The sequence below is a fragment of the Pseudomonas sp. SWRI81 genome (genome assembly GCF_014268545.1).
Classification (GTDB): Bacteria; Pseudomonadota; Gammaproteobacteria; order Pseudomonadales; family Pseudomonadaceae; genus Aquipseudomonas; species Aquipseudomonas hamedanensis.
On sequence record NZ_JABWQS010000018.1, the window covers coordinates 68,853 to 87,302 of the forward strand.

18 protein-coding genes and 1 pseudogene are annotated in these 18,450 nt (G+C 61.4%); 8 read left to right on the forward strand and 11 right to left on the reverse strand.

What is annotated here, in order from left to right:
- Positions 1-228: 228 nt before the first annotated feature.
- Together HU765_RS26825 and HU765_RS13780 are read left to right on the forward strand one after the other, a co-directional pair.
- Positions 229-456, forward strand: a pseudogene (locus tag HU765_RS26825) (toxin); the annotation flags it as partial.
- Positions 457-538: 82 nt separating this feature from the next.
- Complete coding sequence (locus HU765_RS13780; protein WP_186621149.1) at positions 539-769, forward strand: hypothetical protein; 231 nt, start codon at positions 539-541, stop codon at positions 767-769.
- A gap of 84 nt (positions 770-853) precedes the next feature.
- Here HU765_RS13780 and HU765_RS13785 read toward each other — a convergent pair whose 3' ends face one another.
- From HU765_RS13785 to dinG, 6 genes are all read right to left on the reverse strand, one after another.
- Positions 854-1,318, reverse strand: a complete 465-nt coding sequence (locus HU765_RS13785; protein WP_007969461.1) for a glycine zipper 2TM domain-containing protein — start codon at positions 1,316-1,318, stop codon at positions 854-856.
- Between the two features lie 180 nt (positions 1,319-1,498).
- A complete protein-coding gene (gene pdxH / locus HU765_RS13790) occupies positions 1,499-2,146 on the reverse strand; it encodes a pyridoxamine 5'-phosphate oxidase (protein ID WP_186621151.1) in 648 nt (215 codons plus the stop codon).
- A gap of 24 nt (positions 2,147-2,170) precedes the next feature.
- Positions 2,171-3,274 carry an OmpA family protein gene (locus HU765_RS13795; RefSeq protein WP_186621153.1) on the reverse strand — a complete coding sequence of 368 codons (1,104 nt, stop codon included), beginning with the start codon at positions 3,272-3,274 and terminating at the stop codon, positions 2,171-2,173.
- Positions 3,275-3,387: 113 nt separating this feature from the next.
- Positions 3,388-4,533 (reverse strand): serine hydrolase, encoded by a 1,146-nt coding sequence (locus HU765_RS13800; protein ID WP_186621155.1) that lies wholly within the window; start codon positions 4,531-4,533, stop codon positions 3,388-3,390.
- Between the two features lie 218 nt (positions 4,534-4,751).
- Positions 4,752-7,220: a beta-galactosidase gene (locus tag HU765_RS13805; protein ID WP_186621157.1), complete on the reverse strand. Its 2,469-nt coding sequence runs from the start codon at positions 7,218-7,220 to the stop codon at positions 4,752-4,754.
- Positions 7,221-7,315: 95 nt separating this feature from the next.
- Complete coding sequence (dinG, locus tag HU765_RS13810) at positions 7,316-9,460, reverse strand: ATP-dependent DNA helicase DinG (RefSeq protein WP_186552024.1); 2,145 nt, start codon at positions 9,458-9,460, stop codon at positions 7,316-7,318.
- Positions 9,461-9,559: 99 nt separating this feature from the next.
- On the opposite strand from dinG, the gene HU765_RS13815 reads away from it, so the two are divergent.
- Positions 9,560-10,024, forward strand: a complete 465-nt coding sequence (locus HU765_RS13815) for a DUF2269 family protein (RefSeq protein ID WP_186621159.1) — start codon at positions 9,560-9,562, stop codon at positions 10,022-10,024.
- 230 nt (positions 10,025-10,254) lie between these two features.
- Here the strand turns inward: HU765_RS13815 and HU765_RS13820 are convergent, their stop codons facing one another.
- The 4 genes from HU765_RS13820 to HU765_RS13835 all read right to left on the reverse strand — a co-directional run bounded on the left by HU765_RS13820 (position 10,255) and on the right by HU765_RS13835 (position 12,956).
- Complete coding sequence (locus HU765_RS13820) at positions 10,255-11,013, reverse strand: collagen-like protein (protein WP_186621161.1); 759 nt, start codon at positions 11,011-11,013, stop codon at positions 10,255-10,257.
- On the reverse strand, positions 11,006-11,287 hold the full coding sequence (locus HU765_RS13825; protein WP_186552027.1) for a DUF1145 domain-containing protein: 282 nt from the start codon (positions 11,285-11,287) through the stop codon (positions 11,006-11,008). Before HU765_RS13825 ends, HU765_RS13820 begins: the two co-directional genes overlap by 8 nt.
- Before the next feature lie 160 nt (positions 11,288-11,447).
- On the reverse strand, positions 11,448-12,170 hold the full coding sequence (locus HU765_RS13830) for an OmpA family protein (RefSeq protein WP_186621163.1): 723 nt from the start codon (positions 12,168-12,170) through the stop codon (positions 11,448-11,450).
- A gap of 90 nt (positions 12,171-12,260) precedes the next feature.
- Positions 12,261-12,956, reverse strand: a complete 696-nt coding sequence (locus HU765_RS13835; RefSeq protein ID WP_186552029.1) for an OmpA family protein — start codon at positions 12,954-12,956, stop codon at positions 12,261-12,263.
- A gap of 199 nt (positions 12,957-13,155) precedes the next feature.
- Here HU765_RS13835 and HU765_RS13840 point away from each other — a divergent pair, with 199 nt between their 5' ends.
- From HU765_RS13840 to HU765_RS13855, 4 genes are all read left to right on the forward strand, one after another.
- Positions 13,156-13,653: a DUF6231 family protein gene (locus HU765_RS13840; RefSeq protein ID WP_186621166.1), complete on the forward strand. Its 498-nt coding sequence runs from the start codon at positions 13,156-13,158 to the stop codon at positions 13,651-13,653.
- Between the two features lie 4 nt (positions 13,654-13,657).
- Positions 13,658-14,134 (forward strand): YchJ family protein, encoded by a 477-nt coding sequence (locus tag HU765_RS13845; RefSeq protein WP_186621168.1) that lies wholly within the window; start codon positions 13,658-13,660, stop codon positions 14,132-14,134.
- A gap of 122 nt (positions 14,135-14,256) precedes the next feature.
- A complete protein-coding gene (locus HU765_RS13850; protein WP_186621170.1) occupies positions 14,257-14,751 on the forward strand; it encodes an LEA type 2 family protein in 495 nt (164 codons plus the stop codon).
- Positions 14,748-14,951: an SEC-C metal-binding domain-containing protein gene (locus tag HU765_RS13855; RefSeq protein ID WP_003198420.1), complete on the forward strand. Its 204-nt coding sequence runs from the start codon at positions 14,748-14,750 to the stop codon at positions 14,949-14,951. Before HU765_RS13850 ends, HU765_RS13855 begins: the two co-directional genes overlap by 4 nt.
- A gap of 272 nt (positions 14,952-15,223) precedes the next feature.
- Here HU765_RS13855 and HU765_RS13860 read toward each other — a convergent pair whose 3' ends face one another.
- Positions 15,224-15,781 carry a cysteine hydrolase family protein gene (locus HU765_RS13860; protein WP_186621193.1) on the reverse strand — a complete coding sequence of 186 codons (558 nt, stop codon included), beginning with the start codon at positions 15,779-15,781 and terminating at the stop codon, positions 15,224-15,226.
- A gap of 199 nt (positions 15,782-15,980) precedes the next feature.
- Here HU765_RS13860 and HU765_RS13865 point away from each other — a divergent pair, with 199 nt between their 5' ends.
- Entirely contained in the window at positions 15,981-18,431 is a 2,451-nt protein-coding gene (locus HU765_RS13865) for a penicillin acylase family protein (RefSeq protein WP_186621172.1), read from the forward strand.
- Positions 18,432-18,450 lie beyond the last annotated feature (19 nt).

Consider the following 18,450-nt stretch of genomic DNA (forward strand, 5'->3'; position numbering starts at 1 on the left):
GTGGCGAGGGAGCTTGCTCCCGCTGGACTGCGTAGCAGGCCCATTTATTGGGGGCGCTTCGCACCCCAGCGGGAGCAAGCTCCCTCGCCACAGATTCCCCGCTCTCAGTTACACAGCGAACAATCCCCACGTCTTTAGCGACGCGTCCTACAGCCACACTTTTCCCGCTTCGATAACGTCGTGCAGCCCCTTTCCAAGGGCTGTCGATGATGAACGAAGGGACGATCAGTGGCGCGGAACAAGGACATCCCCCGGGTGCAGAACCCACCGGCGGGCGACGGGCATCACGTTACCTGGCGTTATATGACGGCCGCCGAACTGGCCGAGCGCGAAGCCGGGCAAAACGCTTACGACGCGATGTTGGCGCGGCAGGAGGCTTTCGAGCGTAGCCGTGAAGTGGCTGCGAAAAAACCTGACGCCGTGCGTGCCGGATGCGTGTTTGCCAAGTCCTGCAAGTGTGGTTGTGTCCTTGGTCGGGCAACTACCCGCAAACAGGGGAACAAACGAAACCAGCCGATTCAACCAGGAGGGTTGAAAAATGAAACACGTAGTAGAGGTCTTTGATCGAAAGACTGAGAATTTACTCAGAGCGGTCGAAATCGAGGCATGCCATAAGGAAGCATTGAAGGAGTTGATGAACTGGCATAAGCCTGAAGATGAATTTGATGGCGATGATCTGACTGAAGAACAAATCAAAACATTGGAGAAATGGACGGGACAAAAACTGCTGGACGTAAATCACATCGTTCAACTGGTTTGCGTCGAATGATTTATGGCTACTGCCTACCGAACCACTCCCCAAAAAAAACCCGACCAGTCACCTGATCGGGGTTTTCTTTGACCTGCCTCGCGCTTAGTGCGAAACGCGGCTGGTCCCGCCAACGGTCGAAATACGCACCCGCTCACCAACGCGGAACACTTCATTTTCCTGAACCTGCTGCACGTAGGCGCGCATGCTGCCGTCGTCTTCGCGGACGGTAATTTCCACGCCCTGGGTGCGGGTCAGGCCTTCTTCAGTAGCCGAACCGATGAGGCCGCCAGCCACGGCGCCGATGACTGCTGCGACGATGCTGCCCTTGCCGCCGCCGATGGCGCTGCCGCCAACGCCGCCGACCACCGCGCCTGCTGCGCCACCGATCGGGGTTTTGGTGCCTTCGATTTTCACCGGTCGCAGGGATTCGATGGTGCCCATGCGAATCGTCTGCACGCGACGCGCTTCGTCACGGGAGTAGGAGTCACCGGTCAGGCTCGATTGGCAGCCGGTCAGCAACATCGCCATCGTGGAAAAGGAAGCAACCAGCAGAACAGACTTACGCATAGCATCAACTCCAAAAGAACATTGTGTTCATTAAACTCCGTGGCTTGGCGCCTGTCACGACACCATCCGGATAAATTGGCTTCCATTCAGGCTGGGTACAGATGCCTGCGAGCGTCCACTTAAAGTAGCGCTAAATCACCGATCCTGCGCCGCCACTCTTTATCCCGCTCGGTAGACTGCTCAAGGTGCCAAGCGTTCAAGAATCCAGTCGACGCCCTGGACGCGGTAGTTGAGGCGATCGTGCAGGCGACTCGGACGGCCCTGCCAGAACTCGATACGCTCGGGGAGCAGGCGGTAACCGCCCCAATGTTCCGGGCAGTGCGGCTGGGTGTCGCTGAAGCGTTGCTCGGTGGCCTTGAGCAAGTCTTCCAGCTCGCCACGGCCGTTGATGACCCGGCTCTGCGGCGATGCCCAGGCACCGAGACGGCTGCCCAGCGGACGCACCTGATAATACGCATCGGACTCTTGTGGCGTAACTTTCACCACGCGACCTTCGATGCGTACCTGACGTTCCAGGGTTGGCCAGAAGAACGTCATGGCGGCGAACGGATTGGCCGCCAGGTGCTGGCCCTTGGCGCTGTCGTAGTTGGTGAAAAAGGTGAAGCCCTGCGCGTCCAGGCCCTTGAGCAGCAGAATGCGGCAATGCGGACGTCCAGCCGCATCGACCGTGGCCAGGGTCATGGCGTTGGCTTCCACCGGCGCCTGCTCGGTTTTCACCGCGTCGGCAAACCACTGGTGGAACAGCGCAAACGGCTCGACCGGTGCTTGCGCCTCGGTCAAGCCATCCCGGGTGTAATCACGACGCATATCGGCCAGAGACTGGGTCATGGCGCATTCCTTTTCGTTAGCGGATTACTTCTTGGCGGCGTCGGTCGCGGCGACTTTCTTGTCGGTCGCCGCGGCTTTGGCTGGTGCTGTCTTCTTCGCCGGAGTCTTGGCCGGGGCCTTTTTCGCTGGAGCCTTGGCGGCGGCTTTCTTGGCTGGGGCCTTCTTGGTCGCAGGGACGGCGGCTTTCTTCGCGGCAGGCGCTGGAGTGGCCGGTTTCGCCGCTGGCTTGACGTCTTGCGCAGCCACTAGGGTCACTGGCTTCGGTGCTGGCATGTTGTATTTGCTCAGCAGCGCAACCATGGTGTTTTGCGGGGTCACCAGCAATTCGACACGGCGGTTCAGCGCACGCCCTTCCACGCTGTCGTTAGCCGCGCGCGGCGCTTCGGAACCCATGCCACGCAGCATCAGGCGATCACGCTGCAAGCCGCTGAGGCGGAAGATCGCCGCCACCGATTGCGCACGTTCCTGACTGAGTTTGATGTTGGCCGGCGCGGCACCGCTGGTGTCGCTGTGACCGAGCACCAGCACGGCGGTCTTCGGGTCAGCTTCGAGGATTTTCGCGACGCGGGTGAACGGGCCGAGGGTGACCGGCAACAGCATGGCCGGACGGTCCGGGTTGAACGAGCCTTCGACCGGCGCCGTCACCACCAGTACGTTGTCGCGACGTTCGAGTTGCAGGTTGCTGTCCTTCACCGCCGCACGCAGACGCGGCTCGTAATCGTCGAGCCAGGCCTGCGTGACTTTCGGATCCGGCATCGGCACGGCTTTGGCGGTTGGCTGATCCTTGCCGCCGAACGGCCACCACCATTTGCCATTGGACTCGGCTTCGGCTTTGGCCACCTCGACCGGCTTGGCTTCAGGTTTGACCTCGGCTTTCAAATCAGCCTTGACCGCTTCATCGCTGGAACCGAACGGCCAGTACCACGGGTTGCTGCTCTCGGCCTTGGCGACGGGCGCGGTCGCTGCAGGTTTCAACGGGGCCGGGGCCGGTGCAGGCTCCTTGGCGGCTACGTTGTCGGTAGAACCGAACGGCCACCAACTGCCGCCGTCCGCATCGTTTTTCGGGGTCTGTGCGCAACCGGTGATCGCTACACACAGGGCCAGGGCGAGGGTCTTTTTAGCTGACATTGAAAATCCACAAAATGAAGTAATGAAAAATCAGAGCACTTTCGCCCGGATAAACAGCCGTTTTGAATCGAAAATCCCTTCGAGGTTCCGACCCTGGAACCTCTGTTGAAGCTTTACAGACAAGTGGCAAGCACCCGCGCCAGCTTTTGCGCACGCGGATCCATCAAAACGTATGGCCCCAAGGTATTTGTCACGAAACCGAACGCGACATCATGCTCGGGATCAGCAAAACCGATCGAGCCGCCCGCGCCCGGATGGCCGAACGCACGCGGACCGAGGCCGTAGGTGGCGTTGGCCACATCCGGCTGATCGAGCATGCAGCCGAGGCCGAAACGGGTGCGGGTGAGCAAGGTCTTGTCGTCGCCGAGGCTGTGCTCGCGGGTCAGCTCTTCGAGCATCTCGCTTTCGAGCAGGCTGCCATCGAGCAGACCGGCGTAGAACCCGGCAAGACTGCGCGCATTGCCGTGGCCGTTGGCCGCCGGTTGCTGCATGCGTCGCCATTCCGGCTTGTTGGTGCTGGTCAGCACTGACGGCGGATTGGTGAAGGCGCGGGTGGTCATGGCAGTCGGTTCGCGCATGGTCACTTGCAGCAGGCGCTGAGCCGCGGCGTCGCCGGCGTTGCCCTTGCCCCGAGCGATGTGCGCGACGCGATGAAACTCTTCGTCGGCCAGGCCCACATGGAAATCCAGGCCCAACGGTTTGGCGACCCGAGCGACAATCGATTCGCCCGGCCCACGACCGTCGGCGCGGCGCAGCAATTCGCCGACCAGCCAGCCGTAAGTGATCGCGGCATAACCGTGACCGGTGCCCGGCGTCCACCACGGTGCTTCGGCCGCGAGGGCGTCGACCATGGTTTGCCAGTTGTAGAGGGCTTCGGGGGCGAGCAGTTCGCGCAGAGCCGGCAAGCCGGCCTGATGGCAGAGCAATTGACGCAGGGTTACGGATTCTTTGCCGGCAGCGGCGAACTCCGGCCAATAGCGAGCCACCGGGGCGTCGAGTTGCAACTTGCCTTCGGCGACCAGTTGCAGCGCAGTGACCGCGGTGAAAGTCTTGGTGCACGAGAACAGGTTGGCGATGGTGTCGCTGTGCCAGGCCTCGGTGCCGTCCTTGTCGGCGGTACCGGACCAGAGGTCAAGGACGGTTTCTCCGCCGACCTTTATGCACAAGGCTGCGCCGCGTTCCTGGGGATCGTCGAACAGTGCCGCGAAAGCCTCGCGCACCGCTTCGAATTGAAGCTCGTAATGTCCCTGAATCTGCACCCGCAACTCCCCCGCGAAAACGCTCTACAAAGTGGCCCGCATTGTTCCAGCCCTTGAGGGATTTGGGAACAGGCGCGGGCCAGACGGTTATTTCAGATATTTCGGTGAGGCGGCTGACGCCTTCGCGAGCAGGCTCGCTCCCACAGGGGAACTCTAATGCTACCGAGACCCGTGTGGGAGCGGGCTTGCTCGCGAAGAACGATAACGCGGTTCAAAGCCTAGTGGCCATTTCCCGAATGCCCCCCGGCATGGCCTGCGCCGGCGTTTTTACCCGCCTCGCCTTTTCGCCCGCCTTCAGCCTCATGCACCGGCGCTTTCTGCGCCTCCTTGCCCAATTGCTCAAGCGCTTGCAGATTGCTTTTGCGCACCGTCTCGACGAAGCCTTGATAGGGCAGATCGGTGTTCCCGACCAGTCCAAAATGGCCGTTCTCGCCGTCGAGCAAACGCCCGGTCACCGGTTGGTCGAGATACTGGAACCAGTGCACGCCGACTATCGACGGTTCACTCAAGGCCTGTTTAAGGAAATTGGCATAGGCCGGGCCACGATCCTCTTCCCGGGAAAGTTGCGTCGGACCGCCCCAGAACGGGCCGCGATCGGTCGAGCCGAAGTTGAACTCGCTGATCAGCACCGGTTTATCCAAGGCCTTCAGCGCTGCGAAGTCATAACCGTCCTGGGGTTTCAGCGTGTACATATTGAAGCTCAGCACATCGCAATACTGTGCGCAGGAGGCCACCGCTTCCGGGGTACTGACAGCAAAGCGGCCACCGAGCAGCAACTGGTTCGGTGCGTGCCATTTCAGCGCGTCGGAAATCGTCTTGAAGTAGGTGTCGGCGAAGACCTTCTGGAAGTATTTGAAATCAGCCTCGATTTCCGGATGCTCCGGGTTCGGCAGGGGTGGCTCGAAGCCCGGGTCCTCCATGAGTTCCCATGCCGGTACGTCTACCCCCCACGCCTTCGACAACCCGGCCTGATTGCGATACTTGTCCCGCAACTGCTTGAGAAACGCGCGCTTGGCCGGCACATCGGTGGTCATTTTCAGCGTGCCATAGGCCAGTGCGTAGCGCGACTTCGCGTCGTCGCCGGGGCCGGCCCAGGCCAGTTCGTTGTCGGCGTAGTAGCCGATCAGCCACGGATCATCGCGGTGATCGCGTGCCGCAATCGCCACGGCGCGTTCGGTGGCCATGGCAAAACGCGGATCGAACGGATCAGGCATGGCGCCCCACCAATCGTTGCCGGTGCTGATGCTGGTGTAGTCGCCGACAATCGACAGCGGCATGGTATACGGCACGCGTTCGGCGTCAGCCAGTGACGGCGCGCTCCAGTTGCCGACAGTATTGAAACCCCAGGCCTGCAGGCGATTGAGGGTGTGGGTAGTCCACCGCGTTTCATCAAACGTGGCCTTGCACGCAACGGCATTCTCGGCGGACGCTTGCACCGCGTCTGTCTGCGCTGCTTCGGCAATACCCGGCTTCGGCTCGGCAGGCACCGCTACCGATTCAGCCGCCTGATCCAAACCGGTTTCAGACGCGCCCGCCTTTGCCGCTTCGGCAATACCGGCCTTGTGGTCGCTGTCAGGTTTGCACGGTTCGCCGTACAGGCGCTGCAGGTTGGCGCCGTAGAAGTCATACCAGCGACCGCTGCCGTAGCCACGGCCCTGATCGGCACCATTGCCGCCACGGTTGTCGCCTTCGCCGAACTGCACGGCCAACGGCTCGCCTTGCTTGGGCAGGGACTCGAACATGTATTCGCGCCCGGCCACGTAGGTCTGGTTGACCTGGGGGCTGACGGTGTTGACGCCCAGCGAGTAAAACGGATGGCCTTCAGGGGTCACCAGATACCAACGACCATCGCGCTTTTCCGTGCGGAAGAACCCGCTGGCCTTGAACGCCGGGCCTTTGCTCCAGCCACCGAACGTGTCCAGCGATGACTTGTCGCGCTCGGCCAGCCAAGTGTTCAGTTGTCGCTGTTCTTTGCTGGCGGCGGATTTCAGTTGTTCGTCATTGCTGATCTTTTCCGGCCATTGGCCACGGGTCGATTGCCCGTAAGCGTCGACCAGATTGCCGTACACCGCCTGCGTGACCGATCCCCCGTCCTGCACGCCGAAACGCTCAAGCAGCAGGCTTTGCGCAACCTTCGGTTGATCCATCGACAGACTGACCGAGACCACCTGGCTGCGATCGATTTCACCCGTGCTGCTGGCCAGCAGGATGCGCTGGCCATCGACGGTCATCGGCATTGGCGGGCCGGCCTTCATGCCCTGACTCAGCGGCGTCGAGGCCACCAGTGGCACCAGCAAGGTTTGCGCGGGGCCGGCCGGCAGATCGACGCGGCTGACCAGGGTGCGGCCATCGTTGCTCTGGATCTGCACATAGACCGTCACCGCCCAGTTCATTGCACTCTGCAGACGCAGGGTCATCATGCCGGACTGCGACCAGTCCCACGCGCCGGTCTGCGGCGTCAGACGCAAGGTCGGGCGGGCGGCCGGATTGAAGATCACGCGGCGCAGCACTTCGCCTTCGGGGGTCTGTTCGGCATTGGCTTGCGGCAGATCGGCGTTTTCAGTCGCGACTTTGACCACATCGGCCGGACGGACAAAATTGAACAGCGTCTGCTGGCCGGCAGGCGCCGCGAGCAACGGCGCAGCAAAGATCAGGGCAAATACGGCAGGCAACGAACGGCGGATCATAAGAACGGAGTTCTCCCTGACGACCAACAAAGGCCAATGGAAAAGCGATGGTAGAGAGATAGACAGCGCGGCGGGCCAAACGGCCCACCGGTGCCTCAGGATATTTCACGACGGAAAGGCGGCAACGCGTTGAGGATCGCTTTGCCGTAGCGCTGGGTGACCAGACGCCGATCGAGCAAGGTGATGGTGCCGCGGTCTTCTTCGGTACGCAGCAGGCGGCCGCAGGCCTGGACCAGTTTCAGCGAGGCATCGGGCACGGAGATTTCCATGAACGGATTGCCGCCACGGGCTTCGATCCACTCCGACAACGCAGCTTCGACCGGATCGTCCGGCACCGAGAACGGGATCTTGGCGATTACCACGTGTTCGCAGTAAGCCCCCGGCAAGTCGACGCCTTCGGCGAAACTGGCCAGGCCGAACAACACGCTGGAGTCACCGCCATCGACCCGCGCCTTGTGCTTGTTCAGGGTTTCCTGTTTCGACAGGTTGCCTTGAATGAACACTTGCTTGCGCCAGTCACGGTCGAGGCCGTCGAACACGTCCTGCATTTGCTTGCGCGAGGAGAACAGCACCAGCGTGCCGCGCGAACCTTCGACCAGATCGGGCAGCTCCCGGATAATCGCCGCCGTGTGGGCGGCCGCATCGCGCGGGTCGGCCTTAAGATCCGGCACGCGCAACACACCGGCATCGGCGTGATGGAACGGGCTGGGAACCACCGCCGTGACGGCTTTTTTCGGCAGACCGGCGCGCATGCGGAAACGGTCGAACGTGCCCAGCGCCGTCAGCGTCGCCGAAGTCACCAGACAACCGTAAGCGACGTTCCACAAACTGCGGCGCAGGGTTTCGGCAGCCAGAATCGGACTGGCGTTGACTTCGATGTCGAACAGCGAACCGCTTTCCGCCAGGGTCAGCCAACGCGCCATCGGCGGGCTGTCTTCCGGGTCTTCGGCGGTGAATGCGGTCCACAGTTCCCAGTTGCCGGAGGCACGCGACAACAGGCTGCCGAACAGTGGATACCATTCTTCGGCCTGATTGCTGGCGATGCCGATGTTGACCTCGCCGTCCATGCCTTCCTTGAGCAGGTCGGTCAGACGCGTGAACAGATCGTTGAGGCGCGAATAGCCTTTTTTCAGCTCGATGCCCATCTCGCGCATGTGCTCGGGAATCACCCCGCCCACGAAGCGATGGCGCGGGCGCTCGCGCCCCTCGACGTCTTCACCGGGCTTGAAATCGGCGATCTGCTCGCAGGCGCTGAACATGAACTGCTGCTGGGTCTTGATCTCTCGCGCCAGCTCCGGCACCTGCTCGATCAACTTGCCGAGATCGCCGGGCAACGGATGCTGGGCCAGCAGTTTGGTGAGGTTCTTGGCGGTGGTTTCCAGCCAGTCGGCGGTGGAACGCAGGCGCGTGTAATGGGCGAAATGGCCGATGGCCTTGTCCGGCAGATGGTGACCTTCGTCGAACACGTAAATGGTGTCGCGCGGGTCCGGCAGCACCGCACCGCCGCCCAAGGCCAGGTCAGCGAGGACCATGTCGTGGTTGGTCACGATCACGTCAACCTTGCCCATGCCTTCGCGGGCCTTGTAGAAGGCGCACTGGCCGAAGTTCGGGCAATGGCGGTTGGTGCACTGGCTGTGATCAGTGGTCAGGCGCGCCCAATCGGCGTCTTCCAGCGCGTTCGGCCAGCTGTCGCGGTCGCCGTCCCACTTATTGCCGGCGAGTTTCTCGATCATGCTGGTGAACAGCTTCTGACTGGCCTCGTCCACCTCGATCTTGAAGCCTTCTTCTTCGAACAGCTGCGCGGTGGCCGTCTGCGCGTGGCCTTCCTGCAGCAGCATGTCGAGTTTGGACAGGCACATGTAGCGGCCACGGCCCTTGGCCAGGGCAAAGCTGAAATTCAGCCCGCTGTTGCGCATCAGGTCGGGCAAATCCTTGTAGACGATCTGTTCCTGCAGGGCGACGGTCGCGGTGGCAATCACCAGACGCTTGCCCGCCAGTTTCGCCGTGGGGATCGCCGCCAGGCTGTAGGCCACAGTCTTGCCAGTACCGGTGCCGGCTTCCACCGCGACAATCGCCGGGTCGCCACTGCGCCGGCCTTCGTCGTCGGTGTCGATATCCCCGAGGACTTTAGCGATCTCGGCGATCATCAGGCGCTGGCCGTAACGCGGTTTGAGGCTCTTGGCCTCTAGAAAACGCGAATAGGCGCCCTGGATCGTGGTTTTGAGTTCAGTGCTGATCATTGAGTGTCGGGCGCTAAAAACGCTGGATAAATTTTCAGTAGTTTGGTTCGGCGGCTATCATACCCCGCGAATCGATCCTGCGCAGAACGGAGTAACCCAATGACACCTTTTAGCCTCGTTTATCCCCTGCATGTCCTCGCCGCGCTGGTCTGGGTCGGCGGCATGTTTTTCGCCTGGATGGTCCTGCGCCCAGCGGCTGTGAAGGCCCTCGACGGCCCCGCTCGCCTGACCTTGTGGGTGGAAGTGTTTCAAGGTTTTTTCCGCTGGGTCTGGGTCGCGGTGATTCTGCTTCCGATCAGTGGCGTGGGCATGCTGCATCTGCAGCAGGTCGGGTTCGAAACCGCGCCGAAGTACGTGCAGGTCATGATCGGTTTGTATGTGGTGATGACCGCGCTGTTTATCCGCATTCAGGGGCTGATGTTGCCGGAACTGCGCAAAGCGGTGGACGCGAAGGACTGGCCGGCGGGCGCGGCAGTGCTGGGTCGGATACGGCGGGTGGTAGGGCTTAATTTGCTTGTCGGGTTGGTGCTGGTGGCTATTGCGGCGGCTCGGCCCATGCTCTGAACCGCACTCTTGCTCTGCTGTGAACACAGTTGTGGCGAGGGGATTCATCCCCGCTGGGCTGCGCAGCGGCCCCGCTCTTCAATTTAAAAGCGGGACTGCTGCGCAGCCCAACGGGGCGGTGCGACATTTCGCTAAATCCCCTCGCCACAGAATCCCCTCGCCACAGAATTTCACTCACCAAAGATCTCCACTCACCAGAGCATTTTACTGTTCAGAGAGCGGGTCGCAGTTTAGAGGCGTTGCACGCTAACAGAACCCGCCGCCCCCACCGGCCCGGGCTGGCCGTCCGCCCCCGCCTTGCCGTTCTTGCCGCCATCGGCGCGGTACACCAGGCAGCCCTTGGACTTGCCACCCTTGCCAGCCTTGCCGCCCACACCCGCGGGGCCACCGGCACCGCCGGCCACATTGACCTTGATCAGATCCGCCGGGAAATCGCGAGGTATTTCAAGGCGTACCAGTGCACCCGGAGCGCCCGGTTGCCCGTCGCTGCCGTCACCGCCATCGGCACCGTGACCGGCCGAACCATACGTGCAGCCCGGATCTTCGCCGTTGCCACCGTCAAGCCCGACGAAACCCGGCGCACCGGTGCCGCCCCGCGCGTCGATTGACAGCAGCGGCGCGTTCAGCGCCTTGAATTGCAGATTCAGATTGCGCCCGGCACGCGCGGCTTTTTCATAGGTGCCCGGTGCACCGCGGGCAGTGATCTGGCTGCCATCGCTCAATTCGGCACGCTTGACTCTCACCTCCAGCGCCTGTTCAGCCGGAACAATGGCAATACGCGCTTCATGGCCCAGACGCAGTTCATCGACGTTCAGTTCCGTCACGTTCGAGGGGATCAGCAGAGTGCCGTAATCGGCGACCTCCAGCTTCTCCAACTGCAAGGTGCTGGCCGTGTTGGGCAGGCGCATCAAGGAATTCGTTTCAACGCTGACGACCTGAGCACAGGCCAGGGGGCTGATGAATGCAGCGAGCAAGCAGAGTTTACGCATGGGAAGAAGCCTGCGGAGCGGCCGGGGCCGGGAGGGTTTGCAAATGGAAAACGCCGAACAGCAGGATGCGGCCACGGTCGCGCCAGGGATGGGGGCGGCCCTTGAGGCTGCGATTGCACAGCAGCACTTCGAGCACATGGATCAGCAACAACAGACCACCGGCCAGATTGACCAGCAGGTGCAGCGGATGGACAAACGGCACCAGTTGATTGACCAGCACCACGCCGCAGAACAGCAGGGTCAGTAAACGGCCCAGCCCCCAAAACAGTTTCATACGCGCCCCCGCGTTGCGAATTATTCTTTGCGCGCACAGTAACGGCTTCTGCGGGGGATAAGCCAGAGGGGAAAACGAAAAATCTGCAAATGCCGGCCAAACGGCTGCCGGGTCGACGATATCTCCCCGGCAGCTCTAGCCTGCGGACTACAGACCCGTCCTAACGATTGATATGGAGTTCCACGCGGCGATTTTGCGCGCGTCCTTCGTCAGACGCGTTATCGGCCACCGGTTCGCTTTCACCGCGACCTTCGCTGGTCAATTTGTCCGGCGCCAGGCCCTGGCTGAGCAGATAAGCCGCCACGCTGCTCGCGCGACGCTCCGACAACGCCTGGTTGTAGGCATCCGAACCTTTGCTGTCGGTATGGCCAATCACTTTGATGCTGACCACATCGGCATTGCGCAGCTTGTCCATCAGGGTGTCGAGCTGGGCTTTCGCTGCTGGCGTCAGGTCAGACTTGTCGAAATCGAACAGCACGTTGCCCGCATCGCTCAAAGTGATCACTTCACTTTGCGGCGCCGGCTCGGCCGGTTTCTCAGCGACCGGATATTGCGGCAACGGGCAACCGCGGTGATCGACTTCGGTATTTTCCGGCGTATCCGGGCAACGGTCGCGGCGATCGAACACGCCGTCGCTGTCTTCATCGCCATCCTGGGCGTAACAGATCAATCCGCCGGTGACGATGCCCAGCGCTGCGCCGCCGCCGGCCCAGCCCGCACTTTCGATAGCGCCAAGCCCACCGCCGACCAGTCCGCCCAACAGACTGCAGATCGGCCATGTACGTTGATTGAGGGGTGCAGTGCCATCGCTGTGCGTGGCGCAACCGGTAAGCAAGCTGCCAAGCAGCAGCACCGGCAAGACGGACCTTGCGAAAACAGTCATGGTGAAAGCTCCTGTGTCACCGGCCCATACCGGTTACACAGGAGTAAAGACCCGCATCCGCGACTGCACAAGCCGCGGACGCGAGAGGTTTCAACGGACGATTTTGATTTCAGTACGACGGTTCTGTGCGCGGCCGTCGGCAGACTTGTTATCCGCCACCGGCTGGCTTTCACCCAGGCCCGACACCGAAACGAAGCTGGCACGCGGCACACCTTGCTGGATCAGGTATTCCACCACCGAATGCGCGCGACGATCCGACAGTTTCTGGTTGTAGGCATCGCTGCCCACGCTGTCGGTATGACCGGTCACGGTCAGTTGCGCAGTAGAGGACTCCTGCTTCAGGCGCGTGGCGACTTTGTCGAGCACTTGCTTGTCGGGACCGGTCAGGGTGGCTTTGTCAAACTGGAAGTGCACATCACGGATGACAATCGTCTCTTCCTTGACCACTACCGCTTCTTCAACCACTGGCGCAGGCGTCGGCGGTGGGCAGCCGTCGGCATCGACCTGCACACCCTTAGGCGTGCCCGGGCACTTGTCGCGACTGTCCGGCACACCATCGCCGTCTTCGTCGCCATCGCCATGCACCCAGCAATAGGCCGCTGCCGTACCGCCGACCAGCAACGCACCGTAGCCGGCCCACGCCGCACTTTCCGTCGCGCCGAGACCGGCACCGACCACACCGCCGACCGCCGCACAGGTCGGCCAGTCGGTTTTCTGCAAACCTGCGCAACCAGTCAACACACTGGTTAGCAGAACCAAGGGTAATGCTGTCCGAACTATGCTCATCTAGTTTTCTCCTGAGGGATCGGCTTAAAACCGATTCAGGGAGTAAAGACCGGAGTTTTAATCTCCGCCAGCAATAGGCCAGCGCTGTTTGCGACCGTGTTCACAGGCGTTTGCCTCTTTTAATGAAAAACCACGCTAGCGGACGCTTTGCCGGCGCAGTCTGGCAGGCTAGTCTTGGCGGTCTGACTGAGGAGCTTCGATGAACGTCGCCATTTCTTCACGCACGCCGCAACAGGCGTTGGCCGCTTTGCTGGACCGCTACGCCCCGGCTCGACTGTTATTGATCGGCGCCAGTGAATTCCCGGCCTTGAGCGCGTTCAAGGACGCGCACCCCAACAGCCTGGTCGCCCACGCCGCGCCCGGTGCGTTGCCCACCGAACTGGCGGCGCAGCGCTTCGACCTCGCACTGGTGGTCGATTGCCTGGAACATTTACCCAAGCGCGACGGCCTGAATCTGTTAGGCGGTATTCGTAATCTCAACGCCAGCCGCATCGCCGTGCTGGCCGACCTGGCGGCCAGTGGCTGGCAGGAGACCGACTTCTATTCGCTGGCGCTGCAAGCGAGCGAACGCTTTCAACGCGACGACCAGATGCTGACCCTGTTCACCTACGATCTGCTTGACTACAAACAAGTCCCCGACTGGCTCAACTCGCGGTTCTGGGCCAATCCGGAAAACTTCGGGAAATACTGGTGGTAATGCAATGAGTACAGCCATTTGCCCGTGCGGCAGCGGCAATCTGCTGGAGGCCTGTTGCGGCCATTATCACGAAGGCCATCCGGCACCTTGCGCCGAAGCCTTGATGCGTTCGCGCTACAGCGCTTATGTGCTGGGGCTGATCGATTATCTGGTGGCGACCACCCTGCCCGCCCAACAGGCCGGGCTGAACAAGCAATCGATCAGCGACTGGAGCGCGCAAAGTACCTGGCTGGGCCTTGAGGTGGAAGGTTCGGAGGTCTTCGGCGGCCAGCCGGAACACGCCTTTGTCACCTTCACCGCGCGCTGGCACGACAGCCAGGGCGAGCACAGTCATCGCGAGCGTTCTTCGTTCGTGCAGAACGCCGGGCGCTGGTATTTCATCGACCCGACAGTGCCGGTGAAGTTGGGGCGCAATGACAGTTGCCTTTGCGGCAGCGGACAAAAGTTCAAGAAGTGCTGCGCAGGTTACTTCGGCGTTTAAAGGACAAGATCAAAAGATCGCAGCCTGCGGCAGCTCCTACACAGCATTTGCGTTCCCTCTGTAGGAGCTGCCGAAGGCTGCGATCTTTTAGCGTCTAGACTGGCAACAAAGGGAGTACAACCATGCTTGGCCGTCGACGCACATTCCATCTTTTGTTCCTCATGCTGATCCTCAATCTCGGCGGCTGTGCGTCGTGGTTCAGCGGTAACAGCGTCGAACCCACCGTGCATCTGGTGAACGTCGAAGTGGTGCGGGCAAAACTGCTCGAACAAAAGTTCATCCTGCACTTTCGCCTCGATAACCCCAACGACAGCGACCTGACGGTGCGCGGGCTGGAATACCGCATTCATCTGGCTGACATCCTGCTGGCGGAGGGCGAGCATGAACACTGGTTTACCGTCGGACCGAAGCGCAGCGCCTATTTCAAGGTACCGATTCGCACCAACCTGTGGCCGAAGGTCAAAGACGTGGTGAAAATGCTGAAAAACCCCAATCAGCAAATTCCCTATCGATTGCAAGGGGAGATGGAAACCGGTTTATTCATCGCCCACTACGTGCACCTTGAGCGCAATGGCGTGATAATCCCCGCCGATTTAATTCCGGAGCAACACCGATGACTCAACAACCTCATGTCCATGGCCCTGATTGCAACCACGATCATGACCATCATCACGACCATGACCACGGCCATGTACACGGCCCGAACTGCGGCCATGCCCACCAGGAACCGGTGCGCAACGCCCTGAAAGACGTCGGCCGCAACGACCCTTGCCCATGCGGCAACGGCAAGAAATTCAAGAAGTGCCACGGCGCTTGATGCCCTTGGCGGAGATTTTCTTCGCCTGACAGGCCGCCTTCGCGAGCAGGCTCGCTCCCACATGACAACCGCGTTCCTTCAGTTGAAATGCGATCCCCTGTAGGAATGAGCCTGCTCGCGATGAGGCCGGCACATTCAAAATTGATGTCGTCTGTATAAACGCTATCGCGAGCAGGCTCACTCCTACAGGGACCGCGTTCCTTCTGACGAAACGCGCTCCAATGTGGGAGCGAGCCTGCTCGCGAAGAGGCAGGCACATTGACCAAGAACATTCAGCCCGCCGCCAGAATCCGCGCACAATCGACCACCGTCGCATACTCCCCATGCAGATTCCCCAGCGACATTGCGTGCACCTCTTCAGCGGTACGCGGTGTGCCGAAATAATCGGCTTTGTCGAAGGTAAAACACGCATCCTCCGCCACCCACGCGTCGAACCCGAGATTGCCCGCGGTACGCGCCGTCGATTCCACCGAATTGTTTGTGGCCACACCGACGATCACCACTTGCCCGATCCCCGCTTCGCGCAACCGCCCTTCCAGACGCGTCGCACAAAATGCATCTGGCACGGCTTTCTGGATCAGCCATTCGCCGTCCTGCGGCGTAAAACGCGGCTGAAATTCCACGCCTGATTGCTCGGGCCAGAACACCGAATCAGGCTCGCGCGATAAATGCTGCACATGAATCACTGGTCGCCCTGTCCGGCGCCACAGCGCCAACAGTTCCAGCATGTTTTCTTCAGCGTGAGGATTACTCCGACGGCCCAGGCGCGGATGCAGAATGCCCTTCTGCTGGTCGATGATGATCAGTGCGGCGCTGGCCTGCAGTTCCATGGCGATATTTCTCATGCAAGGTCTAGGGGTTTTCCGTAGTTCAACATCTCAGCTTTCCCACAGGCAACTGCAAAGCCTCTGACCGATCAGCCGACAACTGCACAAATAACCACTCGCCCCGCTTGCGCAGCCCTCGCCCGCTCACTAACGTAGCGGCTTTATTGCGCCCCCAGCCTTATACCCCCGCAGGAGCTTCGCCATGGCCTCGCCAGCCCTTACACATTTTCTTCCCCGGTTCGGCGTTGCCGCAGCAGTGGCCGGTGTTTTGGGCCTGTCCGGGTGCCAGACCTGGAATGCTCAGGACAGCCTGCCACCGACCGCCGGCGTGCAACCGCTCAAGGGTCTGGCGCAGAACGTATCGGTGCGACGCAATGCCATGGGCATGCCGTTGATCGAAAGCAACAGTTTCCATGACGCGCTGTTCAGTCTCGGCTACGTCCACGCCAGCGACCGCATCAACCAGATGGTCACCCTGCGGCTGTTGGCGCAGGGCCGACTGGCGGAGATGTCCGGCGCCTCGATGCTCGATGCCGACCGTTACATGCGCGCCGTCAACCTGAAGAAAAGCGGCGGCGACTTGTACAAGGCGTCGTCGCCACGGCTCAAGCGCTTTTTCGAAGTCTATGCGCGGGGCGTCAATGCCTACCTGTTCCGCTACGCCGACAAGTTGCCCGGCGACCTCGCGGCCAGCGGTTACAAGCCGGAGTACTGGAAGCCGGAAGATTCGGCGCTGATTTTCGCCCTGCTGAACTTCAGCCAGTCGGCCAACCTGCCGGAGGAAATTGCCTCGCTGGTACTGGCGCAAACCGTGACCAGCGACAAACTCGCCTCGCTGTCGCCGTCCGCACCGGACGAAAATCTGCCACTGGCCGAGGCCGACAAACTGCAAGGCGTCAAGCTCAACGGGCAAATCCCCGGCTTGAACGAACTGAGCAACGCCAGCCAACAACTGTCGGTGCTGAACCTGCTCGGCACGCCGACTGCGAACAACTGGGCGATCGCCCCGCAACGCAGCCGCAGCGGCAAGAGTCTGCTGGCCAGCGACGCCCATGGGCCGTTGGCCGCGCCGTCGCTGTGGAGCTTCGTGCAGATCCGCGCCCCGAAATATCAGGCGGCGGGCGTGACGATTGCCGGTTTGCCGATGGTCCTCGGCGGCTTCAACGGTAAAGTCGCCTGGAGCATGAGCAGCGTACTCGGTGATAACCAGGACCTGTTTCTGGAAAAAATCCGTCGTCAGGGCAGCAGCCTGACCTACGAGGTCAACGGCAAATGGCAGCCGCTGGGCGTGCGCAACGAAACCTATTTCGTCAAAGGCCAGCGGCCGATTCGCGAAGCGGTGTACGAAACTCGCCATGGCGCGCTGCTCAACAGTGCGCAGGCAGCGGCGCAAGGCAGCGGTTTCGGCCTGGCCTTGCAGATGCCGAGTTTCACCGATGACAAAACCCTCGACGCGTTCTTCGACCTGACACGCGCGCAAAACGTCGAGCGTGCTTCCGACGCGAGCCGCGAGATCCGGGCCATCACGCTAAACCTGGTGTTCGCCGATGCGAGCAATATCGGCTGGCAAGTCACCGGACGTTTCCCCAACCGCCGCGAAGGTGAAGGTCTGCTGCCCTCGCCGGGCTGGGACGGTCGTTACGATTGGGACGGTTACGCCGACCCGATGCTGCACCCCTACGATCAGGACCCGGCCCAAGGCTGGCTCGGCACGGCCAACCAGCGCGTCATCCCGGACGGCTACGGCATGCAGCTGTCGAAATCCTGGGCGGCACCGGAGCGTGGCGAACGCCTGGCCGAACTGGCCGGCAGCGGCAAGCATGACAGCCGCAGCGTCATCGCGATGCAGTACGACCAAACCACTACTTTCGCCGCCAAGCTGAAAAAAGTCTTTGAAGCTCCAGGCATGAAGCAGCCGCTGAAACAGGCCATTGATGGCCTGCCGGAAGCCGAGCGCAGCAAGGCCCGTGAAGCCTTCACCCGCTTGATGGCGTTCGATGGCAAGCTCAGCCCGACCTCGGCGGACGCGGCGCTTTATGAATTGTTTCTGCAGGAAAGCATGAAGCAGATCTTCCTCGACGAATTGGGGCCTGAGTCCAGCCCGGCGTGGAAAGCTTTTATCGCCAGCGGCGATCTGTCTTATGCGGCGCAGGCCGATCATCTGCTTGGCCGCGAGGACAGTCCGTTCTGGGACGACGTTCGCACGCCGCAGAAGGAAGACAAAAGCGTGATTCTGGCCCGCAGCCTGGCGGCGGCGATCACCGCAGGCGACAGTCAATTGGGCGGCGATCACCGCGCCTGGCAGTGGGGCAAATTGCACAGCTATGCCTGGAAAAACAGCAGTGGCCAGACCGTGCGCGGGCCGCTGGCAGCGGGTGGCGATCACACCACGCTGAACGCCTCGGCGTTTGCCTGGGGTCAGGACTTCGCCACAACGCGGGCGCCGTCGATGCGTTTTATCGTCGATTTCGGCCAGAGCGAACCGCTGATGGCGCAGAACGGTACGGGGCAATCGGGCAATCCGCTGAGTCCGAACTACCTGAATGGTATCGATGCGTGGCTGAAGGGGCAGTACATCGGTCTGCCGATGCAGCCGCAGAACTTTGATCGGGTGTATGGCAAGAGTCGTCTGACCCTGACTCCCGGTAAGTGACAGCTGCAAACCTGTGGGA

Bases quoted from the DNA above. Each gene is read 5' to 3' on its own strand.
- HU765_RS13780 (WP_186621149.1), top strand. From the start codon at position 539: ATGAAACACGTAGTAGAGGTCTTTGATCGAAAGACTGAGAATTTACTC.
- HU765_RS13785 (WP_007969461.1), bottom strand. From the start codon at position 1,318: ATGCGTAAGTCTGTTCTGCTGGTTGCTTCCTTTTCCACGATGGCGATG.
- pdxH (WP_186621151.1), bottom strand. From the start codon at position 2,146: ATGACCCAGTCTCTGGCCGATATGCGTCGTGATTACACCCGGGATGGC.
- HU765_RS13795 (WP_186621153.1), bottom strand. From the start codon at position 3,274: ATGTCAGCTAAAAAGACCCTCGCCCTGGCCCTGTGTGTAGCGATCACC.
- HU765_RS13805 (WP_186621157.1), bottom strand. From the start codon at position 7,220: ATGATCCGCCGTTCGTTGCCTGCCGTATTTGCCCTGATCTTTGCTGCG.
- dinG (WP_186552024.1), bottom strand. From the start codon at position 9,460: ATGATCAGCACTGAACTCAAAACCACGATCCAGGGCGCCTATTCGCGT.
- HU765_RS13815 (WP_186621159.1), top strand. From the start codon at position 9,560: ATGACACCTTTTAGCCTCGTTTATCCCCTGCATGTCCTCGCCGCGCTG.
- HU765_RS13820 (WP_186621161.1), bottom strand. From the start codon at position 11,013: ATGCGTAAACTCTGCTTGCTCGCTGCATTCATCAGCCCCCTGGCCTGT.
- HU765_RS13825 (WP_186552027.1), bottom strand. From the start codon at position 11,287: ATGAAACTGTTTTGGGGGCTGGGCCGTTTACTGACCCTGCTGTTCTGC.
- HU765_RS13830 (WP_186621163.1), bottom strand. From the start codon at position 12,170: ATGACTGTTTTCGCAAGGTCCGTCTTGCCGGTGCTGCTGCTTGGCAGC.
- HU765_RS13835 (WP_186552029.1), bottom strand. From the start codon at position 12,956: ATGAGCATAGTTCGGACAGCATTACCCTTGGTTCTGCTAACCAGTGTG.
- HU765_RS13840 (WP_186621166.1), top strand. From the start codon at position 13,156: ATGAACGTCGCCATTTCTTCACGCACGCCGCAACAGGCGTTGGCCGCT.
- HU765_RS13845 (WP_186621168.1), top strand. From the start codon at position 13,658: ATGAGTACAGCCATTTGCCCGTGCGGCAGCGGCAATCTGCTGGAGGCC.
- HU765_RS13850 (WP_186621170.1), top strand. From the start codon at position 14,257: ATGCTTGGCCGTCGACGCACATTCCATCTTTTGTTCCTCATGCTGATC.
- HU765_RS13855 (WP_003198420.1), top strand. From the start codon at position 14,748: ATGACTCAACAACCTCATGTCCATGGCCCTGATTGCAACCACGATCAT.
- HU765_RS13860 (WP_186621193.1), bottom strand. From the start codon at position 15,781: ATGGAACTGCAGGCCAGCGCCGCACTGATCATCATCGACCAGCAGAAG.
- HU765_RS13865 (WP_186621172.1), top strand. From the start codon at position 15,981: ATGGCCTCGCCAGCCCTTACACATTTTCTTCCCCGGTTCGGCGTTGCC.